The 15,829-nt window shown below is 62.2% G+C and carries 18 protein-coding genes; 7 read left to right on the top strand and 11 right to left on the bottom strand.

The window, feature by feature from the left end; all coding sequences use genetic code 11:
* Positions 1–13 precede the first annotated feature (13 nt).
* From OW521_RS01575 to OW521_RS01565, 3 genes are all read right to left on the bottom strand, one after another.
* Positions 14–202, bottom strand: coding sequence for a hypothetical protein (locus tag OW521_RS01575; protein ID WP_268022358.1), 189 nt, complete (start codon positions 200–202; stop codon positions 14–16).
* A 1,089-nt stretch (positions 203–1,291) separates the two neighbouring features.
* The gene (locus OW521_RS01570) at positions 1,292–2,284 is read right to left on the bottom strand and encodes a DUF4192 family protein (RefSeq protein WP_268022356.1); all 993 of its coding nucleotides are present in this window, start codon (positions 2,282–2,284) and stop codon (positions 1,292–1,294) included.
* A gap of 713 nt (positions 2,285–2,997) precedes the next feature.
* Positions 2,998–3,894 (bottom strand): hypothetical protein, encoded by an 897-nt coding sequence (locus tag OW521_RS01565; protein ID WP_268022355.1) that lies wholly within the window; start codon positions 3,892–3,894, stop codon positions 2,998–3,000.
* Positions 3,895–4,051: 157 nt separating this feature from the next.
* Here OW521_RS01565 and OW521_RS01560 point away from each other — a divergent pair, with 157 nt between their 5' ends.
* Positions 4,052–4,258: a ribbon-helix-helix protein, CopG family gene (locus OW521_RS01560; RefSeq protein ID WP_268026102.1), complete on the top strand. Its 207-nt coding sequence runs from the start codon at positions 4,052–4,054 to the stop codon at positions 4,256–4,258.
* Between the two features lie 883 nt (positions 4,259–5,141).
* A complete protein-coding gene (locus OW521_RS01555) occupies positions 5,142–5,342 on the top strand; it encodes a hypothetical protein (RefSeq protein ID WP_268022354.1) in 201 nt (66 codons plus the stop codon).
* A gap of 79 nt (positions 5,343–5,421) precedes the next feature.
* On the opposite strand, the gene OW521_RS01550 is transcribed toward OW521_RS01555, so the two are convergent.
* The 7 genes from OW521_RS01550 to OW521_RS01520 form a co-directional block, all read right to left on the bottom strand.
* Positions 5,422–6,408, bottom strand: coding sequence for an NADH:ubiquinone reductase (Na(+)-transporting) subunit F (locus OW521_RS01550; protein ID WP_268022353.1), 987 nt, complete (start codon positions 6,406–6,408; stop codon positions 5,422–5,424).
* A 133-nt stretch (positions 6,409–6,541) separates the two neighbouring features.
* The gene (locus OW521_RS01545; RefSeq protein ID WP_268022351.1) at positions 6,542–6,862 is read right to left on the bottom strand and encodes a phenol hydroxylase subunit P4; all 321 of its coding nucleotides are present in this window, start codon (positions 6,860–6,862) and stop codon (positions 6,542–6,544) included.
* A gap of 1 nt (position 6,863) precedes the next feature.
* On the bottom strand, positions 6,864–8,402 hold the full coding sequence (locus OW521_RS01540) for a YHS domain-containing protein (protein ID WP_268022349.1): 1,539 nt from the start codon (positions 8,400–8,402) through the stop codon (positions 6,864–6,866).
* A gap of 1 nt (position 8,403) precedes the next feature.
* Positions 8,404–8,688 (bottom strand): MmoB/DmpM family protein, encoded by a 285-nt coding sequence (locus OW521_RS01535; protein ID WP_268022347.1) that lies wholly within the window; start codon positions 8,686–8,688, stop codon positions 8,404–8,406.
* Entirely contained in the window at positions 8,685–9,704 is a 1,020-nt protein-coding gene (locus OW521_RS01530; RefSeq protein WP_268022345.1) for a hypothetical protein, read from the bottom strand. Before OW521_RS01530 ends, OW521_RS01535 begins: the two co-directional genes overlap by 4 nt.
* Positions 9,705–9,732: 28 nt before the next feature.
* Complete coding sequence (locus tag OW521_RS01525; RefSeq protein WP_268022343.1) at positions 9,733–10,119, bottom strand: hypothetical protein; 387 nt, start codon at positions 10,117–10,119, stop codon at positions 9,733–9,735.
* Between the two features lie 463 nt (positions 10,120–10,582).
* Positions 10,583–10,936: a hypothetical protein gene (locus OW521_RS01520; protein WP_268022341.1), complete on the bottom strand. Its 354-nt coding sequence runs from the start codon at positions 10,934–10,936 to the stop codon at positions 10,583–10,585.
* Between the two features lie 261 nt (positions 10,937–11,197).
* Between OW521_RS01520 and OW521_RS01515 the strand changes: the two genes are divergently transcribed.
* Positions 11,198–11,914, top strand: coding sequence for a type 1 glutamine amidotransferase domain-containing protein (locus tag OW521_RS01515; protein WP_268022340.1), 717 nt, complete (start codon positions 11,198–11,200; stop codon positions 11,912–11,914).
* Here the strand turns inward: OW521_RS01515 and OW521_RS01510 are convergent.
* Entirely contained in the window at positions 11,900–12,862 is a 963-nt protein-coding gene (locus tag OW521_RS01510; protein WP_268022338.1) for an AraC family transcriptional regulator, read from the bottom strand. The genes OW521_RS01515 and OW521_RS01510 overlap by 15 nt on opposite strands.
* Before the next feature lie 268 nt (positions 12,863–13,130).
* Here OW521_RS01510 and OW521_RS01505 point away from each other — a divergent pair, with 268 nt between their 5' ends.
* The 4 genes from OW521_RS01505 to OW521_RS01490 all read left to right on the top strand — a co-directional run bounded on the left by OW521_RS01505 (position 13,131) and on the right by OW521_RS01490 (position 15,808).
* Positions 13,131–13,538 (top strand): hypothetical protein, encoded by a 408-nt coding sequence (locus OW521_RS01505; RefSeq protein ID WP_268022336.1) that lies wholly within the window; start codon positions 13,131–13,133, stop codon positions 13,536–13,538.
* A gap of 263 nt (positions 13,539–13,801) precedes the next feature.
* A complete protein-coding gene (locus OW521_RS01500; protein WP_268022334.1) occupies positions 13,802–14,839 on the top strand; it encodes a DJ-1/PfpI family protein in 1,038 nt (345 codons plus the stop codon).
* A 40-nt stretch (positions 14,840–14,879) separates the two neighbouring features.
* Complete coding sequence (locus tag OW521_RS01495; RefSeq protein WP_268022332.1) at positions 14,880–15,314, top strand: nuclear transport factor 2 family protein; 435 nt, start codon at positions 14,880–14,882, stop codon at positions 15,312–15,314.
* Positions 15,315–15,325: 11 nt separating this feature from the next.
* Entirely contained in the window at positions 15,326–15,808 is a 483-nt protein-coding gene (locus OW521_RS01490; protein ID WP_268022330.1) for a nuclear transport factor 2 family protein, read from the top strand.
* Positions 15,809–15,829: the final 21 nt, after the last annotated feature.

Raw genomic sequence — 15,829 nt, 5'->3', positions numbered from 1 at the left:
ACACCCGGTTTGGCTACTGGACCAACCCCCAGCCTGCGCACCACGGCGGCTGGGCGCCGGCGGGAAGATCCTGGACCGGGGCCACGCCGTCCACGTTGAGCTCCCGAAGGCTTGCAGCGACTTCTGTCACGACGACGCGCTGGCTGTGGCCGCCGATGCTCGCAGTGAGCGCTTCCACTAGAACACACAGGGAAGGATTCAAGTGGACTTGAATCAACTGCTTACGGTTCTAGTGAAGCGTCTGCTCACTAGAACGGGTAAGAATGGATTCAATAAGAATTGAAGGACATGAAGGTTTTTCTCTGCCCCCGTGATCACAGAGCGTGAGCACGCTCCATACGACACGGGCGGGCTCTCCACGGAGGCCCAAGCCTACGGATGCCTCGTTCTGCAGGCCTTCCCTTGGCTGTGACGTCGGGGTAATCATGCACTCCTGCACGCCCCCCCTCGCAATGAAGGACTAAATGGACCATCTAGGTCCAATCGCAGACGGGAGAGGGAAGCCTGACGGATCCCGTGTCGATTGCAGGGCCGACAGCAAGTCGGCCATTGCAACCGACTCACCTTAACTCACCTGAATCAACGGCAAGTGACAGCTATTCATCGGTTGTCATTGACCTTTAGCCCTAGATTCCGGGCAAAACAGCACATTACCGGCCTACCAATAGGCGTCTGCGACTAAAGCGGGGCTCCACGGTTTCAAGTGCGAGCGGGAATTCGCTTTTGAAGAGAGTGCAAGTAGTTGGGCTATGCCGCGGATGCCTCGGCTTAGGGAACTCGATGATCGTGGATGATTCGACCGGACCCAGGCTCGCTGCCGACCGCAGTCTTCAGAAGTTTGGTATCAATGTGGAGGAGGCCTCTGTTGGGCGTGCGGTGAGGTTCCTCGTTGTTACACCAAAAATGGCGAACGGACGCTCCACCGCGATGGCGGGTTTGTATTCGGCGTTGCCGGCAGGTCGTTCGCGATGACACGGAATACGATCGGCCACAGCATTGCACAGCCGATACCTCGATTGCTCACCTAACTCCGGCCCAAGTCGGTGAACATCTGGGCGCTGAAGTAGGGATCATTTTCAACGAAGCGTCTCACGGTGGATTCAGACGATCGCACAATCGCATCTACCGCGGAACCGGTCGAGCCCTCCGGTCGTTGGAAAGTGTGCTCCGGATTCCACAGCGTGCTGGCCTGACATAACCCAGATGACTGGTCCAGCGCAACTCTGTTGACGCCGATAACGGACGCTGGTCAATCCGAAGTCCCAAGCCCTCGGGTCCGATACGCAGTGTTCTAGTCCCTGTTCCAGCCGGCTAGCATTCCGTAGCTGAGGAGTTGGTCGCTGAGTTTGGCTAGGCGGTAGCCGGGGTCGGCTTCCAGGGCGAGTTGCATGTACTGGTGGGCTTTGCTGCCGCGGCCTTCCCACCAGTTGATGTACCCGATGGCTGTGAGGAGTGGGGCTGAGTGGTGGGTGCTTTTGTGCGTGTAGGCGTGGAGGAGTATTTGCTGGGCCCATTCGACGCGGGTCCATTGCGGCTTGCCGGGAGTTTGGGCTAGAAGGATTTGTTCCATGGGGCCGTCGACGCCTGGGATGTCCGCCATGAGCTGGTCGCGGATGGCTGCAAACTGGAAGTTTGCGATCAAAGCGATGGTCTGATCGTCGGTCGGGTAGGTTTTGGCCTCGAGGATCCCGGCCCAGAGCGTTCGCGCCTTTTCGATCGCGCTGTGGTCATGGCACTGCCCGATTGATTTGACGCGATCCTCGACGGCATGAAACGCCGACTCCTTGTTTGACGGCGGCAAAGTGATCCGGCCGGTTCGTGCGACCGCACTTCCGCGGTACACGAGCTCGGCGTTGATTTCGCTGGAGTCGACCATCGACAGGGGTAGGGCACGATCAAGGCGTGGATCGTCGTCGTACGGTGAAACGGTCTCGTCTCCGACGAGGAGGCCGTCCCGGATGGTGATGTGTCGCTCGGCGAGCGCCCCGGTCAGGGCAGCGATGACTGCTGCGTATGGTTTGTCCTGGCCGCCTGTTGGAGCGGCCGAGGTGTAGACGGCAAACAAAGCACTGGTGGCATTCGTGTCGTTGGCGAGATATCCGGCGACTGTTCGGGCATAGGCGCGTTCGCCGCCGTCGTGCTTGGGGAGATCTACGCGGAGGGTCACGCCGATGTGGTTGGTGTCCAGGGTGATGCACACGAGACTTTCCTGCGGCCAGAAGCCCAGGGTGTGGCCGATGAAACTGAGGACATCGGCAGGGGTTTTGATGGTGAGCGTTTCCATGATCTTTCTCCCTCAGAGGCGGCGTTGGCCGTGGGCGTTAGTTTTCGGCGTCGTTCTGATAGAGGATTCACTGCTGGGCATGAGGGGCCGGAGTGCAACTTGGGGAACCGGCAACGCTCCAAAAGTTCGCGAGGAAATAAGCGGAGCGCCGAGCGAAGTTTTGGATTGAGGCCGGCGCAAAGCGCCCTGGTTGCGCGGAGGACCCCGCCCAGCGATGATCGACCATCAGAATGACAAACAGCGAGGATTCTTCTGGCTATTCATGGCTGGGTTGTTGCGGCGCGGCATGACCCGGCGAGTCTTGTGACCTTCGCGCAACCCGAGGGGCAGCCGGGTGGACGTCCCTTCCGAAGCCGGTTGATCGTGCCACCGGCACGCACGGACCCTTGGTCGTCCGGGATAGATTCCGGATACAAATCTGAAACTTCGTGTCGAATCCGCGAAATATTTGAAGACTAGGCTGTTGCACACTTGGACACCGTGGTCCGAGCGACGCACGGAAGGACACAACGATGTTGCCTTGGAGTAGTCTTACGCTCTTTCTGGAGTCCCGCCGGGATGACGACGATCACGAATGTGGTGACGGCATCTCCAGCACCAAATTCCCCAGCGGTCAATTGACATCTAGCGCCTGGGAAGGCTGGTGGCACGACGACGCCTAGTGTGCTGCGCCTGAGATTCTTAGATTGTGAGTGCTGTGGTCCGCGGTGCCCTCATCCCGGGCCGGGGAACCTTTTGCGCAGGCGGGCGCCGGCGCGCCTTTCAAGCGCGAGTTCGGCGCGTTCGACGACGGATCGGTCGTGGGCGTCGAGGCGCCTGCCTGTTGCGGGGCTGGCCATTTCACAGTCGCGGATTTCGACCAGGCGGCGATGGAGCTGTGTTTCGGCGTGCCGGCTGAGGACGATGAGCGCGCTGGCCCGTCGCTTCTCGAGGATCAAGTCGTGGTGGGTGAAAGCCACACGGTTCCAGATGGGCTTGATTTCCAGGAGCAGGAGCCGGACATGGAGTAGGAATCTGCCGTGTTTGAGGTGGCCTGCGAGCCGGAGGAGAAGCAGCCCGATGCTGACAAGTAGAACCGCGAACGTTTCGCCCACCCAGTAGAGGGCGGTCAGAACGGCCGCAGATGGGCTGGCAGCGCCGTCGATCTTCGTTAGGACTCCATAGACCAGACGGTCGACGAGGACCAAAGCAAAGAGGACGCATCCGATGGCGATGAGGACGAAGGCAGATCGGAATGCACGCGCCCGCATGCTGGGGACATTGTCATGGCACACCCGTGCGATATCGAGACAAATCCACATGATGAACGCGGACCCGCTCCAGAGGAACACCGCCATCCCTGGTTGGTCGCCGTAGGTCAGAGGCAAGTTGGGATCAGTGGCGTCGGCGCGGCTCGTGAGAAATCCTGCCGTCACTGCCGAGCACGAGATGACCGCAGCCCACCGACCGAAGGCGAGTTGCCGACGTCGTACTTCAATGACTTCAACTGCCGCCAGCAGGATGGCCGTCCGGAATTGCCAGAATCCCAGGAGCAGAGACAAAAGAGTCACCAGACCGACGTGGTTCCGGCCGCCGAGCAACGGATCCACGCCATATGCTGACCTCGCCACCGGAATGGTCTTTGGCTCCCACGGAAAATGGCTAGATTCCGCGGATTCTCAGGTCGCTGAGAGTTGGAGACAATGAAATGTGCCGTTCCCACGAGACGAGGCCAAGAGTCCGGATCTCGTCACCTCATTCCTTGGTACTGGTTTGGTACCACGGGGTATGGCCGTGAATCTGCGCGTTCCCGAGGACCTCGACCGCCGTCTCGATGCGCTTGCCGCCGAGGAGCACACGTCCAAGTCCGCGCTGCTTCTCCAGGGGGCTGAGCTGGTTCTCCAGCGGCACGGCCGCCGCCGGGCGATCAGTGAGGGTCTGGATTTCGTGATGAGCCATGACGCGGAGCTGCTTAAACGCCTTGAGGATGCATGAGTTCGTACCTTGAGATCGAGGATGCTCTGCAGGTGATCGATCGGTACGGGTTCCACTTCCGTGACATCGGGTTGCTCGCTTCCGCCTTGGCGCGCCCCGCAACGACGGTCATGGGCGCGGAGGCCTATCCTCAACTGGCCATGAAAGCGGCGGCACTCCTCGAGTCCGTACGCCCTTGTCATTTGACGTTTCTGACGACAAAGTGGTCATGGTCGTTGCGAGCCACCGTCCATTGCACTGGTCCAGCCATAATTCGAAGGTTTCGGAGCCAGAGCGTCCTCGACGGCCAATTGGGAGGTTCTGTTCCCCGACGATTCAAGCCTCTATGGACACACCACGCCACCCGGAGGAGCGCTCGGCAGCTCGATGCAGAGCCAAGAGAAAGTATTGGCGGCTGGAGTCTGAGTCGACACCCACCTAGCCGTCACAGCCAATGGCCACGTGATCATGTTCGCGAAGGTCCTCACCAATATCCTCTTTGTTGCCGGCTTTCTCGCCATCGCCGTGCTCGCTTCTGCGATCAGTTACTATGGCATGCCGGCAGATGCTGGCCGCTGATCTGCAAGCGGTCGGAGGAGCACCATCGTCCCCGGGGTATAGAGGGCGCCCACTCCGTTCGTGTCCGACGCTTGTGGAACGTGGAAACCCCGTCTGGGTCCAGCCCAATGGCTGGTAGGCCGACCGCAAGGAAGGCACAATCCCCAGCCGGGAACAGGATGACCCGAGAAGCGAACGCCGGTACGCCGAAAGGCGACGGGAAGGACTCCACCAACAACGGCCGCCTCCAGGCCGGGTGGCGTCGAACCGGCCGGATACGAGCTGTGTGCTCGGCCCGAGAGGGAGCCCACGGCGGTCAGGTGAGTTCGTGAAGGAGACGATGGTCGTGACGTCAGCATCAGCGGGGACGTTGGACGCCGCCACAGTAGCGGCGAGCGGACCGCGGGACTTTCCCGAGGACGTGCCGAGGAATGCCCTCGCCGCGTCCGCCAACCGGACCCCGGCCGCCCGGGCCGGGAGCGTGCTCACCGATCCCACCGAACCGCCTTCCGCTCTACGGCAGATAGTACGCCACTATCTGCCGTAACTCTGAAGCGCCACTTTTCGCGAGTCTGCTCCCCGACCCCATGACCCAGAGGTCACGAGGCATTTCTTGGCGGTGTCGTTCACCGACGGATAAGAGGGCTTCGGACGATGTGGGCGCCACTGGCCCTGTCTCTCGAGTCGAAGAAGTCTTCGCGGAAGATGTCACGCGGGAACAAGCGCGCCTTCATCAGCGCTCTCAGAGTGTCGTTAACCATCGCGGGGCTTCCACAGACGTAGGCGGTGTGTCCGGAAGCCCTGGGATAGTCCTCGGCAAGCAGCGCCGGCACACGGCCGGTGCGGCCGTTCCAGTCGTCGCGGGAGAGAGCCGGTCGGTAGCTGAACCAGTCATTTTCAGCGTCCCACGCCTCAAACAGCTCGTGGTCATAAAGATCCGTCTGCGTCGCGACGCCGTGGTAGAGAATCACCGAATGTTCGCCGCCGGTCTCCGCGACGTGCTGGACCATCGACTTCAGCGGAGCCAGGCCGGTGCCGCTCCCGAGGAGCAGGACGGGTTCCGACCGCAACGGGCGGAACGAGAAGCGGCCGTACGGCCCGGAGAGCGAGACGCCGTCGCCGACGGCCAGGTGTTTGAACACCCAGCCGTCGGTACACACCCCACCGGGTGTGCGCTTGATATGCAGTTCGATGCGATCAGGGGCCGCGGGCGTGCTCGCGACCGAATACGGACGCGAGTCTCCGTCGGGCATGACGAGTTGGATGTACTGCCCGGGATTGAAGCTCAGCGGCCGGTCGAGCGCGATGAGGAGGCGTCGAACATTGGGTGCCACTTCGTCGAGCAACTCTACCGTGCCGGTGTAGTCGCGCACCGGATGGACCGCGACGCCCTCCTCAGCGTCGATCTCTCCCTCGATGACCAGGTTGCTGCGCGGCCTGGCGACGCAGATCAGGGCGCAGCCTTCCTGTCGTTCGCTGTCGAGCAGGGCGTACGGCGACGCGTCGCCGTGATCGACATCGCCTTCCAGCACAATGGCCTTACAGGTCCCACAGGTGCCGTGGGTGCAGGCGTGTGGCAGCCAGATGCCCTCGCGCAGACAGGCGTCAAGCACCGCTTGGTCATCCCGGCAGCTGATCTCGGTGCCGAGCGGTTCGACGCGTACGGTGTAGGTCGTCGTTGCAGCTCATCTCCTCGTGACGTGTGACCGATGGTTCACCAGACCCGGGCGCCCGCGCAGCGGGTAGCTAGCCGGCGAAGGTAAGCAGTGCTTTGTGTCCGATGCCGAGATCGGCCAGGGACTTGTCGTCGGCGACGTCGAGCGGTTCGTCGAAGATGCGCCAGTGCTTCATTGCCTCGTGGTCGAAGTCGGGGTCTGATTCAGCCCAGGGGACGACGAAGCTGGTGACGAACTCGCCGAACCGCATGGTCTTCGGGACCCGGAAGCAGACCGCGGAGCAGAAGATCGGGTTGCCTTCCCAATGCACGTAGACCAGCAGGTCCTCGCCGAACAACTTGGCACGGTCCATCGATGGGAACTCGTAGTCGTACAGCGCCTTTACGCTCATATCACTCTCCATGCCTCAGCGAAGGGTTATGCCAGGCCCGCCAGAACTGCTCGTCCGGGGAGCCGTTGTACTCACCGTTGTCGCCCGTCTGGATCCCGTACCAGGCCAGGACATCCGGAATGGTCGGCCCGCCGCAGTCGCCCTTGAGGATCTGGTGAACAGGCAGCCATGCCTGCACGTACTTCTCGGGCTCTCGGTCGAAGATCCATTTGCATCCGTTGCTGCAGGTGTGGAACGTCTCGCTGCGGAACTCGCTTCGTCTGAACGAGATCTTCCGCCGGTCGTCCTGCTCGGTGAACGAGATCGCGAGCTGGCACACCTGGCACTGCTGGGGCAGGCCCCGGAAGAACATGCGGCCGCCGCCGGCCTCGATGCGTTGGTGCTTCTCCCACGTGGGCCGGTAGTAAGTGTCGAACGTGCCCGGGTATTGCTCGGAGAGCCAGTCGAGGTGGACATGGTCCGGGGTCTTCGTGGTGAAGGCTGCGACGGAGGAGAAATTGTGGAGGATCTTATACACCTGGTGGGACAGGTGTTCCTTCTCCGCGATCGCATCGTCGACATGGCGCGGCGGCCGGATGCCGTAAAAGTCCAGGTCGGGGAACAGGCCGCCGAGCATCTGGTCCTCAAAGTAGAGCTCGAAGGCTTCCTTCCAGCTCATCACCGGCTTGGGAAGCATGTAGTCCATCATGGCGGCGACCAGTCCCGACAGCCGGTATGCCCGCCAGAACCACTTGTCGACCCAGTCCTGAATGATCGGCACGTTGTCCTCGTCCTGCTCGAGGAGGAACTTGATGGCTTCTAGGCCGAGGGTCATATGCCGGCTCTCGTCGGACTGTGCGGAGAATCCGAACGACATGGTCGGTGTGTCGCCGTTGAAGCTGGCGCCGCTCATGAACGGCACGAACAGCAGGTTGGTGAGCAGGTACTCGAAGCTGAAGGAGATCGCGATGAGGAACTCGAACGGTCCGGCGCTCATGGCGTCGTCGAAGAACGACTTCGATATCGCGAGGTACCAGACCCGGTCGTGCATCTTCGACCAGCTGTGAAACCCCGAGTAGTACTTGTTGTAGTTGCTGATCGTGTGGATCTGGGTCTGGGTGTGCCGCAGCTCGTCGATGCTCTGGCACAGCGCCGCGAACCGGGGCGCCGGGCCCTCGAGGTGGCGGGCCAGGAATGCGAAGTGTCGATGGGCGGCATACTCCAGCGGGGTCACAGCTTGGATGAACAGCTTGATCGAGTTCAGGTAGCTGGCGTCGGACAGGGTCAGGTGTCCTTGGCCCTGCGCGAACCCGTCGAGCACGGCGTACAGCCGCCTGTCCTTCTCCGCCTGGTACTTGCAGTACGCGTCCACGGTGAGCCGGAACGGGTCCTGCCAGCCGTCCCAGTCGTGGACCTTGATGCCCTCGTAGCGTGTGAACGGGTACAGTTGCTCACGGTCGACGTAGCTGGGCTCCCAGTCGAGGTCGCGGGTGAGCAGCGCATACCGTTCCTTCAGCGGCAGCTTCTTCCGCGGAGCCGCCCTCGGCGACTCGATGCTCATGTCAGTGCTCCCATTTCACGATGATCTGGTCGTCGTCCCACTCCGAGACGTTGCCGGTGTACGACACGATGGCCAGCTGAAACTCACCGGTCTCCCACTCGTGACCCAGCCGCTGCTCCACGCTCTCCCGGTTGATGACGATCTGACCCGGCGCCTGCAGCTTGATCAGGCCCGGCAGATGACGGATCGTCACCTCCGGGTTGTCCGCCTCGATTGCCTCGATGAGCACACGGTTCTCCTCCGACTCCTGGACGTCGATTGACACCTGGCGATGCGCAGCGTTCACGAGGCAGCACCTCCGATCAGACTGGCCCACGGAGACCGCCGGGACTCAGCCGTCGCGGCCAGCTCGGTGCCGGTCTCGGCCCCCGGCAGGTGGGAGTCGACAGCGGCGGCGAGTGCCGCGACCGCCGCGTACGCACGCACTGCCCACGTCTCGAGGACGTGACCCAAGACCTCTCGGTTGGCCAGCCCGGCCTCCGGGTCCGTAGCCCACGTGGCGACCAGCGCGTCGATCCACTTGCGCTGGTCCTCGAACCATGCGCTGAAGTGCTGGGCGACCAAGCTGTAGGCGACGGCTCCGCCCAGGAGCGCGTGCTCGTCGAGCCCGCGGTAGACCAGGGGATACACGAGCGAGTCGACGAGATCGATAGCCAACAGGCTCACGGCCCAGTCGTCAAGCACCATGATCTCCTCGACCAACCGGCGGAGCGGCTGAAGGTGCGCACCGTCCACCCACATCCGTTTGGCCGCCTCGAGCCTGTCCCGCGTGCCGCCGCCGAGCGCGATCCCGACACGGGACAGCATCTGCGCGTTCCCGATCCGGTCGAATGCCGCGAAGCTGCAGCACTGCTCCACCGAGGTGCCGTAGGCGAACCGGGCGCCGGCCACGCTGACCAGCTGGGCGCCGGCCTCGTAGTGGCGCAGCGGCACCACGACCGAGGAGAGCACCGCCTGCCAGCCCGCGGGAATCCTGGCCAGCAGGTCGCGCTCCTCGAGATAGCTCAGCGTCTTGCCGAAGTCGTCGTGCAGCCCTGCGCGTGCGGCCACATACGTCGTGTAGTAGTACTGCCGCGGGTCGGTGAACCGGTAGCTGTCGGTCAGCCGCAAGGCCGAGAACCGCTCGTCGTACAGCTCGCGGTTCGACATCCAGGTTGGCCGGTAGTGGAAGTTCTCGCGAGGCTGCACGTCCAGGGTGCCTTCGAGATACCTGCTCACCGGCTGGTCTCCGAGCCGATCGATGACGTTCTGGTACGTCTGTCGCTTGGCGGGGATGACTTGATGCCGCAACTCGTACTGCACGATCGTGTCCTCGTCCCGTGGTTCCTCGTCAGTCTCCGAGCAGACTGAGCACCAACGCTTGCAGTTCGTCCTCCGACGTGAGCTCGCGCGGCTCCTCGACGGGCGTGTCGGCCCGCACCAGCTGCCCCAGAGCGGTATGACCCGACACCACCGTCCGCACGCGCGCAGCTGTGTCGCCGTGTCGCAGAGTGAAGGTCAGTTCACCGGGACCGGTGTCGTCGACCAGGCTGATACCAACACCGCGTCCGCGCAAGACCGCGTTGGCCTCGCTCACCAGTTGCTCGGCGAGAGAGCGGATCATCACGTGCGTGTCCGTGGCCTTCGCGACCGGGCGAGGTCGGCTCGGCTTGGTCGCTGGTTCCGGGGGCTGGTTGCCGTCGAGCAGAGCTTGGACGGCGAGCATGAAGGGCGTCATCGGCGGGGTACCTTTCTCTCCCCATCATCCCACCGCGGTCATGGCAGGTGAAGTACACCAGCGGACCATGCCGCGCCGAGCGACGCCTGATAGAGGGATCCGCGCCAATGTGTGCGGGTTACGACGGAACCGGTCCGCCGAACCTAGCGGGCTGCCATCTGGGCCGCCTACTGTCCCAGCCAGTGCCGGACCCAGCACACCCCTCCCGGACGCGTCCGCTCGCCCCGAGTCACTACCACGAAGGAACTCAACAGATGGTCGACAAACTCAAGCAAGCAGCCCGGCTGGCTGTCGCCTTCGGCGTGCTCGCGTTCGCCTGGATCGAGACCTCGCTCAACTCCGGCTGACGCGAGAGCTTCTTGATGGCTCCGCTCTCTTATCCGGGGGACCAGACTCGCCTGCTTGGTCTTGGAGCGCTCGACCCCTGTGGGGCCGATGGGCGGGCTCAGACTGGCCGAGCCGCTTACGCCGCGACGTCGTCAGCGCCGCCCAACCGGATTGCAAGTTCAGTCAGGTTTGCCGCTGCGGTAATCTTCCATGGCCGCCCATCGTGATAGATCATGCCAAGGGACGCCATGTCGCCCAGAGCCTTGCTGACTGCGGTTTCTTTGATGCCGGTGGCTCGGGTGATCTCAGCTGTGGTGGGGGAAGTCCGAGCGCGTTCTATGTATTCGTAGACAAGGGCAGGGAGATCTCCCAGGGCCCGGAAGACCGGGCGCAGTCCGTAGAGCTTCGTTTGCGCTCCACTTGCAGCGGCTGCCGCTTCGCGCTCACGGAAGTCCACCCAATGCTGGTGTGCAACACGACGGGACATCATCGGATTTACCTCCCTCCAGCGGCGGCGCCGGTCGGCGTCGGACTGTCTCTCACTTCAAGCAAACCCCACCCGCAACCGCAGCGGTACTGCGTTCCAACTCAATGTGTGCCCATTCCGAGCGACTCTGGAATACCGATATCGCAGACCGACGGACTTGTATCGGAATCGAACTCAGTAGCGACTATCTCAACCATCTCGGACCTAACGTGGGGGTTGCGCGGCCTTCGGCCGCGTTGTCACCTACACGACGGAGGATCATCAATGTCCCGCATACTTTTTGCCGTGACCGGATCAGATAGTTGGACACTGGCCGACGGCACTTTGCACCCCTGTGGATACTGGCCCGAAGAGTTAGCTGTCCCGCACGAAGTGTTCACCGACGCCGGGTTCGAGATCACGATCGCTACTCCGGGCGGCGTCCGCCCGGCAGCAGACGAGGCTGGGTTTTCGCCGGAAATGAACGGCGGCACAACCGAACCCGGAGATCGATTTCGTTCCTACCTCGACGGCATTGCCGAGATCCTTTCGGTGCCAGCCGATCTGAATGGTGTCCGTGCGGAGGACTTCGACCTGGTCTTCGTCCCAGGGGGGCATGGGCCCATGGAAGACCTTGCGGTGTCGGATACTTTTGGCGCACTCATCGGCGAATTCGTTGCACAGAGTAAACCCGTCGCCGCGGTGTGCCACGGACCGGCAGCGCTGTTGCCGGCCCGCAACGGAGACGGATCATGGCTGTTCAAAGGCCGCCGTGTCACGGGATTCAGTAACGCCGAGGAATCTCAGGTGGGGTTCGCAGACAAGGCGCCGTGGCTCCTACAGAACCGGCTCATTGAGAGCGGAGGCGTGTTCGAAGAGAGCGGCTCGCCGTGGCAGGAGCATGTCACCCTGGACGGCAACCTCTACACCGGTCAGAATCCAGCATCATCGAGGCCGTTGGCGGAGGCGCTGGTTGCGGCGCTGCTCTCAGCTCGCGTCTGAGCGAATCGCCCGTATTTCCTCGCCCAGGGCCTGTGCATCTGCATAGGCTCTGGGCGTCACCCCGAATCGCCCCCGGAATTCCTTGATGAAGTGGGATACGCTGGAGTAGCCCACCGCACGCGACACCTCGGTGACAGCGAGTCGACCGTCAACGAGCAGTTCGCGTGCGCGGTCGAGGCGAATCTCCTTCACGAACTGGTACGGCGACCGGCCTGTCACCTCGCGGAACAGGTGCGAAAATGCCGACGGGCTCAGACTCACCTGCTCAGCCATATCGGTGACAGTCATCGGTTCGCCGAGATGGGCACGGATGTAGGTCAACGCAGCCGCGACCGGATTGCCTGCCGCCTGCTGTGCGGCGATATGCAACATTCGCGAGAATTGCTCCCTCTGCAGGACGCGATACACCATTTCCTGCATGTATAGCGGAGCCAGCACGCGGCGATCCGGTCCCGCCGACAGCGCTTGCAAGAAACGCAGCACCGTGCCCATTAGGTCCTGGTCTAGTGCCGATACCATGCACTTGTCGGGTTCTGCGTCGAAGCGTACCGGCGGGAATGAGGCCACTCGACGCTCGAGCATGTCCGTTGACACCTTGCGGACGAGCGCTGGGTCGATCTGCAGAACGAACGACAGGAAGGGCAGACGTGGCGACGCCTCGAGGATCTCTGCTTGAAAATGCAGATTACTGCTTAGCACAAGGTAATTGAACTGGTCGTACACGTAGCGCTTACCCTCGACGATCACTGCCTTGCGTCCCTGCGCGACGATGCCCAGAGATAGTGACTGGATTTCTTCCCACTGCGGCTCCATCGGTTCGGTGAATCGATAGATAGTCAGTCCTGGCCATCCGCCGTCGTTGCCACCGACCCGCGGCGCCAGCGTGGCGAGCGCAGCAATAAGATCACCGGACGTGATTCTGTGCTCGATTTGAGTGATAACAGTCATTGATCCGACCTTCCGTCAGCGAGCACACGCCGCAGCGCAACATATGGGCCCGCAGCAGCCGCTTCGTTGAGATCTGGGGTCCTAGTTTCCTCGTGGATATTAATCGATGCTACGCCTCGTCCCCGCACAAGTCATTCGTCGTCCAAATGCGAAGCGGAACTACCCTATCAGTAGAGGAGGAGAGGACAGGGTCCCTCGTCGGCGAGACTGAGAAGGTCCGTAGGACAGTAGCGCCTGCGGGCTTTTTCTCTGCCCGAATGCAGTTCCGGTGCCGACGGTCATAGGCCTGTCACCTGGGGAGACCCTGGTTGCCTGCGTCGAGGACGGATTGCTTCCCTGCGGGGATGTCGGGGGCGAAGGCCTGTTGGTGCCGTTGATGGCGACCGTCGCCGATCGTAGGGGCCGGAGCTGTTTGACGACGTTGGCGATCGCGAGCCCTGTCCTGTTCTGGACGGAACGGGAGACGGCCAAGGTAGTGAACACGATGGTCCTCCAACAGCTCGCGGGCGCACTCGAGCAGCACTCCGAGCTGGCCTGCGTATGCGCCGAGCCGACGTGCTCGACGATCCGCTGGCGGTCGACACTAGAACACCTTCATCAGTGCGTGAACAAGCACCCATCGGAACACATCGCCGCAGGTCAGAAGGCGGTCAGCTCCCGAGTCGCCACTGCGTGAGCCAAGTCAGGTGTAGGTGACAACGCGGCCTGCCGAAGGCCGCGCAACCCCAGGGCTACGTCCCGAGACGGTTGAGATCGTCGCTACTGAGTTCGATTCCGATACAAGTCCGTCGGTCTGCGATATCGGTATTCCAGAGTCGCTCGGAATGGGCACACATCGAGTCGGAACGCGGTACCGCTGCGGTTGCGGGTGGGGTTTGCTTTGAGAGGGATGTAATTGCAGTCACATTCTCACCATCCAACGACGCAGGAGGAAGCCCGATGACGCGCATTGCCTACCTGGTCTCGAGCGCAACCGAGATCACCATGGCCGATGGCACCACCCATCCGACAGGGTACTTCGCAGAGGAAGCGATCAAGCCCTTCGAAAGTTTCACCGCGGCTGGTTTCGACGTCGCCGTCATTACGCCCGACGGCAAGAAACCCACAGCCGATCCCTACGGACTGACCTGGTACTTCCACTATCCGGAAGAAGACAAGGACTATCTCAACTCCGTCGTGCGCACCTTCGCCCACGATGTCGACGACATCCGATTTACGCTGCACCAAAACACCGAACTAGGACTTGCCGCCAGTCGCCGGATTGCGGCGGCACTTGAAGGCAAGGGCATGACACCGGCGCAGGCGCACGATCAGGTCAGCAAGGCAGCCAAGATCGCGTGGCGCCATGATCGACACCTCGCGGATGTAATGGTGGAGGACGGCCTGACCGCAGGGCTGAGCCCAGTAGAGATTCACCAGGCCGTCGCGGCACAACGCGCAGCGAGTGAAGAACTTGCCGGCGAACGAAAAGCACGACTCGACGAGATCGAAGGATTCAACTACCCACTGGATCTGGGCAGCCTCGGCGACGACGAACTTGCCGGCTTCGATGCGGTGTTCGCCCCGGGTGGGCACGGACCGATGGTAGATCTGGCAGACAACCCCGATGTCGGGCGACTGCTGGTTGCCTTGCACGAGAAGCGTGCGCCGATCGCCTCTCTGTGTCACGGCCCCGCGCTGATGCTCTCGGCGCCCGAACGGGCTGACGGTCAATGGCTTTTCGACGGCTACCGGATGACGTGCTTCACCGACGAGGAGGAGAACCAAACCGAACCGGGCCTCCTCGGCCTGCCCTGGTACGTCGATACCGCGATCAAGAATGCCGGCGCCGTGTTCGACGACGGCCCGGCCGCGTGGGCAAGCCACGTTGTTGTCGACCGGCACGTCATCACGGGCCAGAACCCGGGTTCGACCGAGGCCGTCGCCGCCGCCGTCATCTCAGCGCTGAAAGCCGCGCCCTCGGCGAAGGCAGCATGAGGTGCTGTCGTTCCTGCGCAAGACCAGAAGGAGTACCCCTGTGAACAGTCGCAGCCCGCAGAAAGTCGTCAGCGATTTTCTCGATGACTTCGCCGTACGTGACATCGACGGAGCCCTCGGCAACACAGCCGAAGACATCAACGTCAGCGTCTACGGACTCGGTCGCCATGATACCGGGCGTGGCACCATGCGCACCGTCCTCGCCGACATTGTCGAAGCCTTCCCCGATCTGATCGTCACCGTGAAAAGGATCATCACAGCAGGCAACGTGGTCACCACCGTGATCAACGTCCAGGGCACCCAAGCCGCCCCCTACGCCGGCGCGATCAACCAGGAGAAACACGTCGACTTGGACGAAGTGTGGCGTTTCGTCGTCGCCGAGGACCGCATCACGCAGATCGACGCGTACTGGTGCCAACAGCAGCTCTACCGCCGCCTCGGGGTCAAGCGGTTCGACCAAATAGCAATCGTCTGAGGAGCTCACCCATGTCCAATGCATCAGTAATTGTGTCGTCGCGCACTGCAGAACAGAACGCTGCGGTGGTGACTGAGTTCTTCGACCGGTACCGCGCACACGACGTCGACGGGATGGTGGATCTCTGCACGATCAACGCAGACTTCTCCTACCCGCCCTTCGAAGTGTGGGGTAAACAGCGCGTACTGCGTGGCGACGGCAAGGTGGGAACAGTCGGCAAGCCGATCTGGACGGGCCTGATCAACGCGTTTCCCAACCTGTCCAATGTCGTGCATTCCGTCGACGCCAACGACGAGGGCGACGTCGTCGTCCAGGTCGATATCGGCGGAACTCAGCAGCAGCCATGGGGCTTGGTTCTCCCCGCAGGCAAGACCTTCAGCGAACCACACATATTCATCTTCCGGCTCAACAGCGACGGTCTCATCGAATCGGTGACCGGTTATTGGAACAACGCCGGAATCAGCCAACAGCTCGGCCACATGGAAGTCGACTAGAGGAGCACAACATTATGACCC

The sequence above is a fragment of the Arthrobacter sp. MMS18-M83 genome (genome assembly GCF_026683955.1).
Classification (GTDB): Bacteria; Actinomycetota; Actinomycetes; order Actinomycetales; family Micrococcaceae; genus Arthrobacter.
The sequence above is the reverse complement of the archived record's forward strand: the minus strand, read 5'-3'. Positions and strand labels throughout refer to the sequence as shown.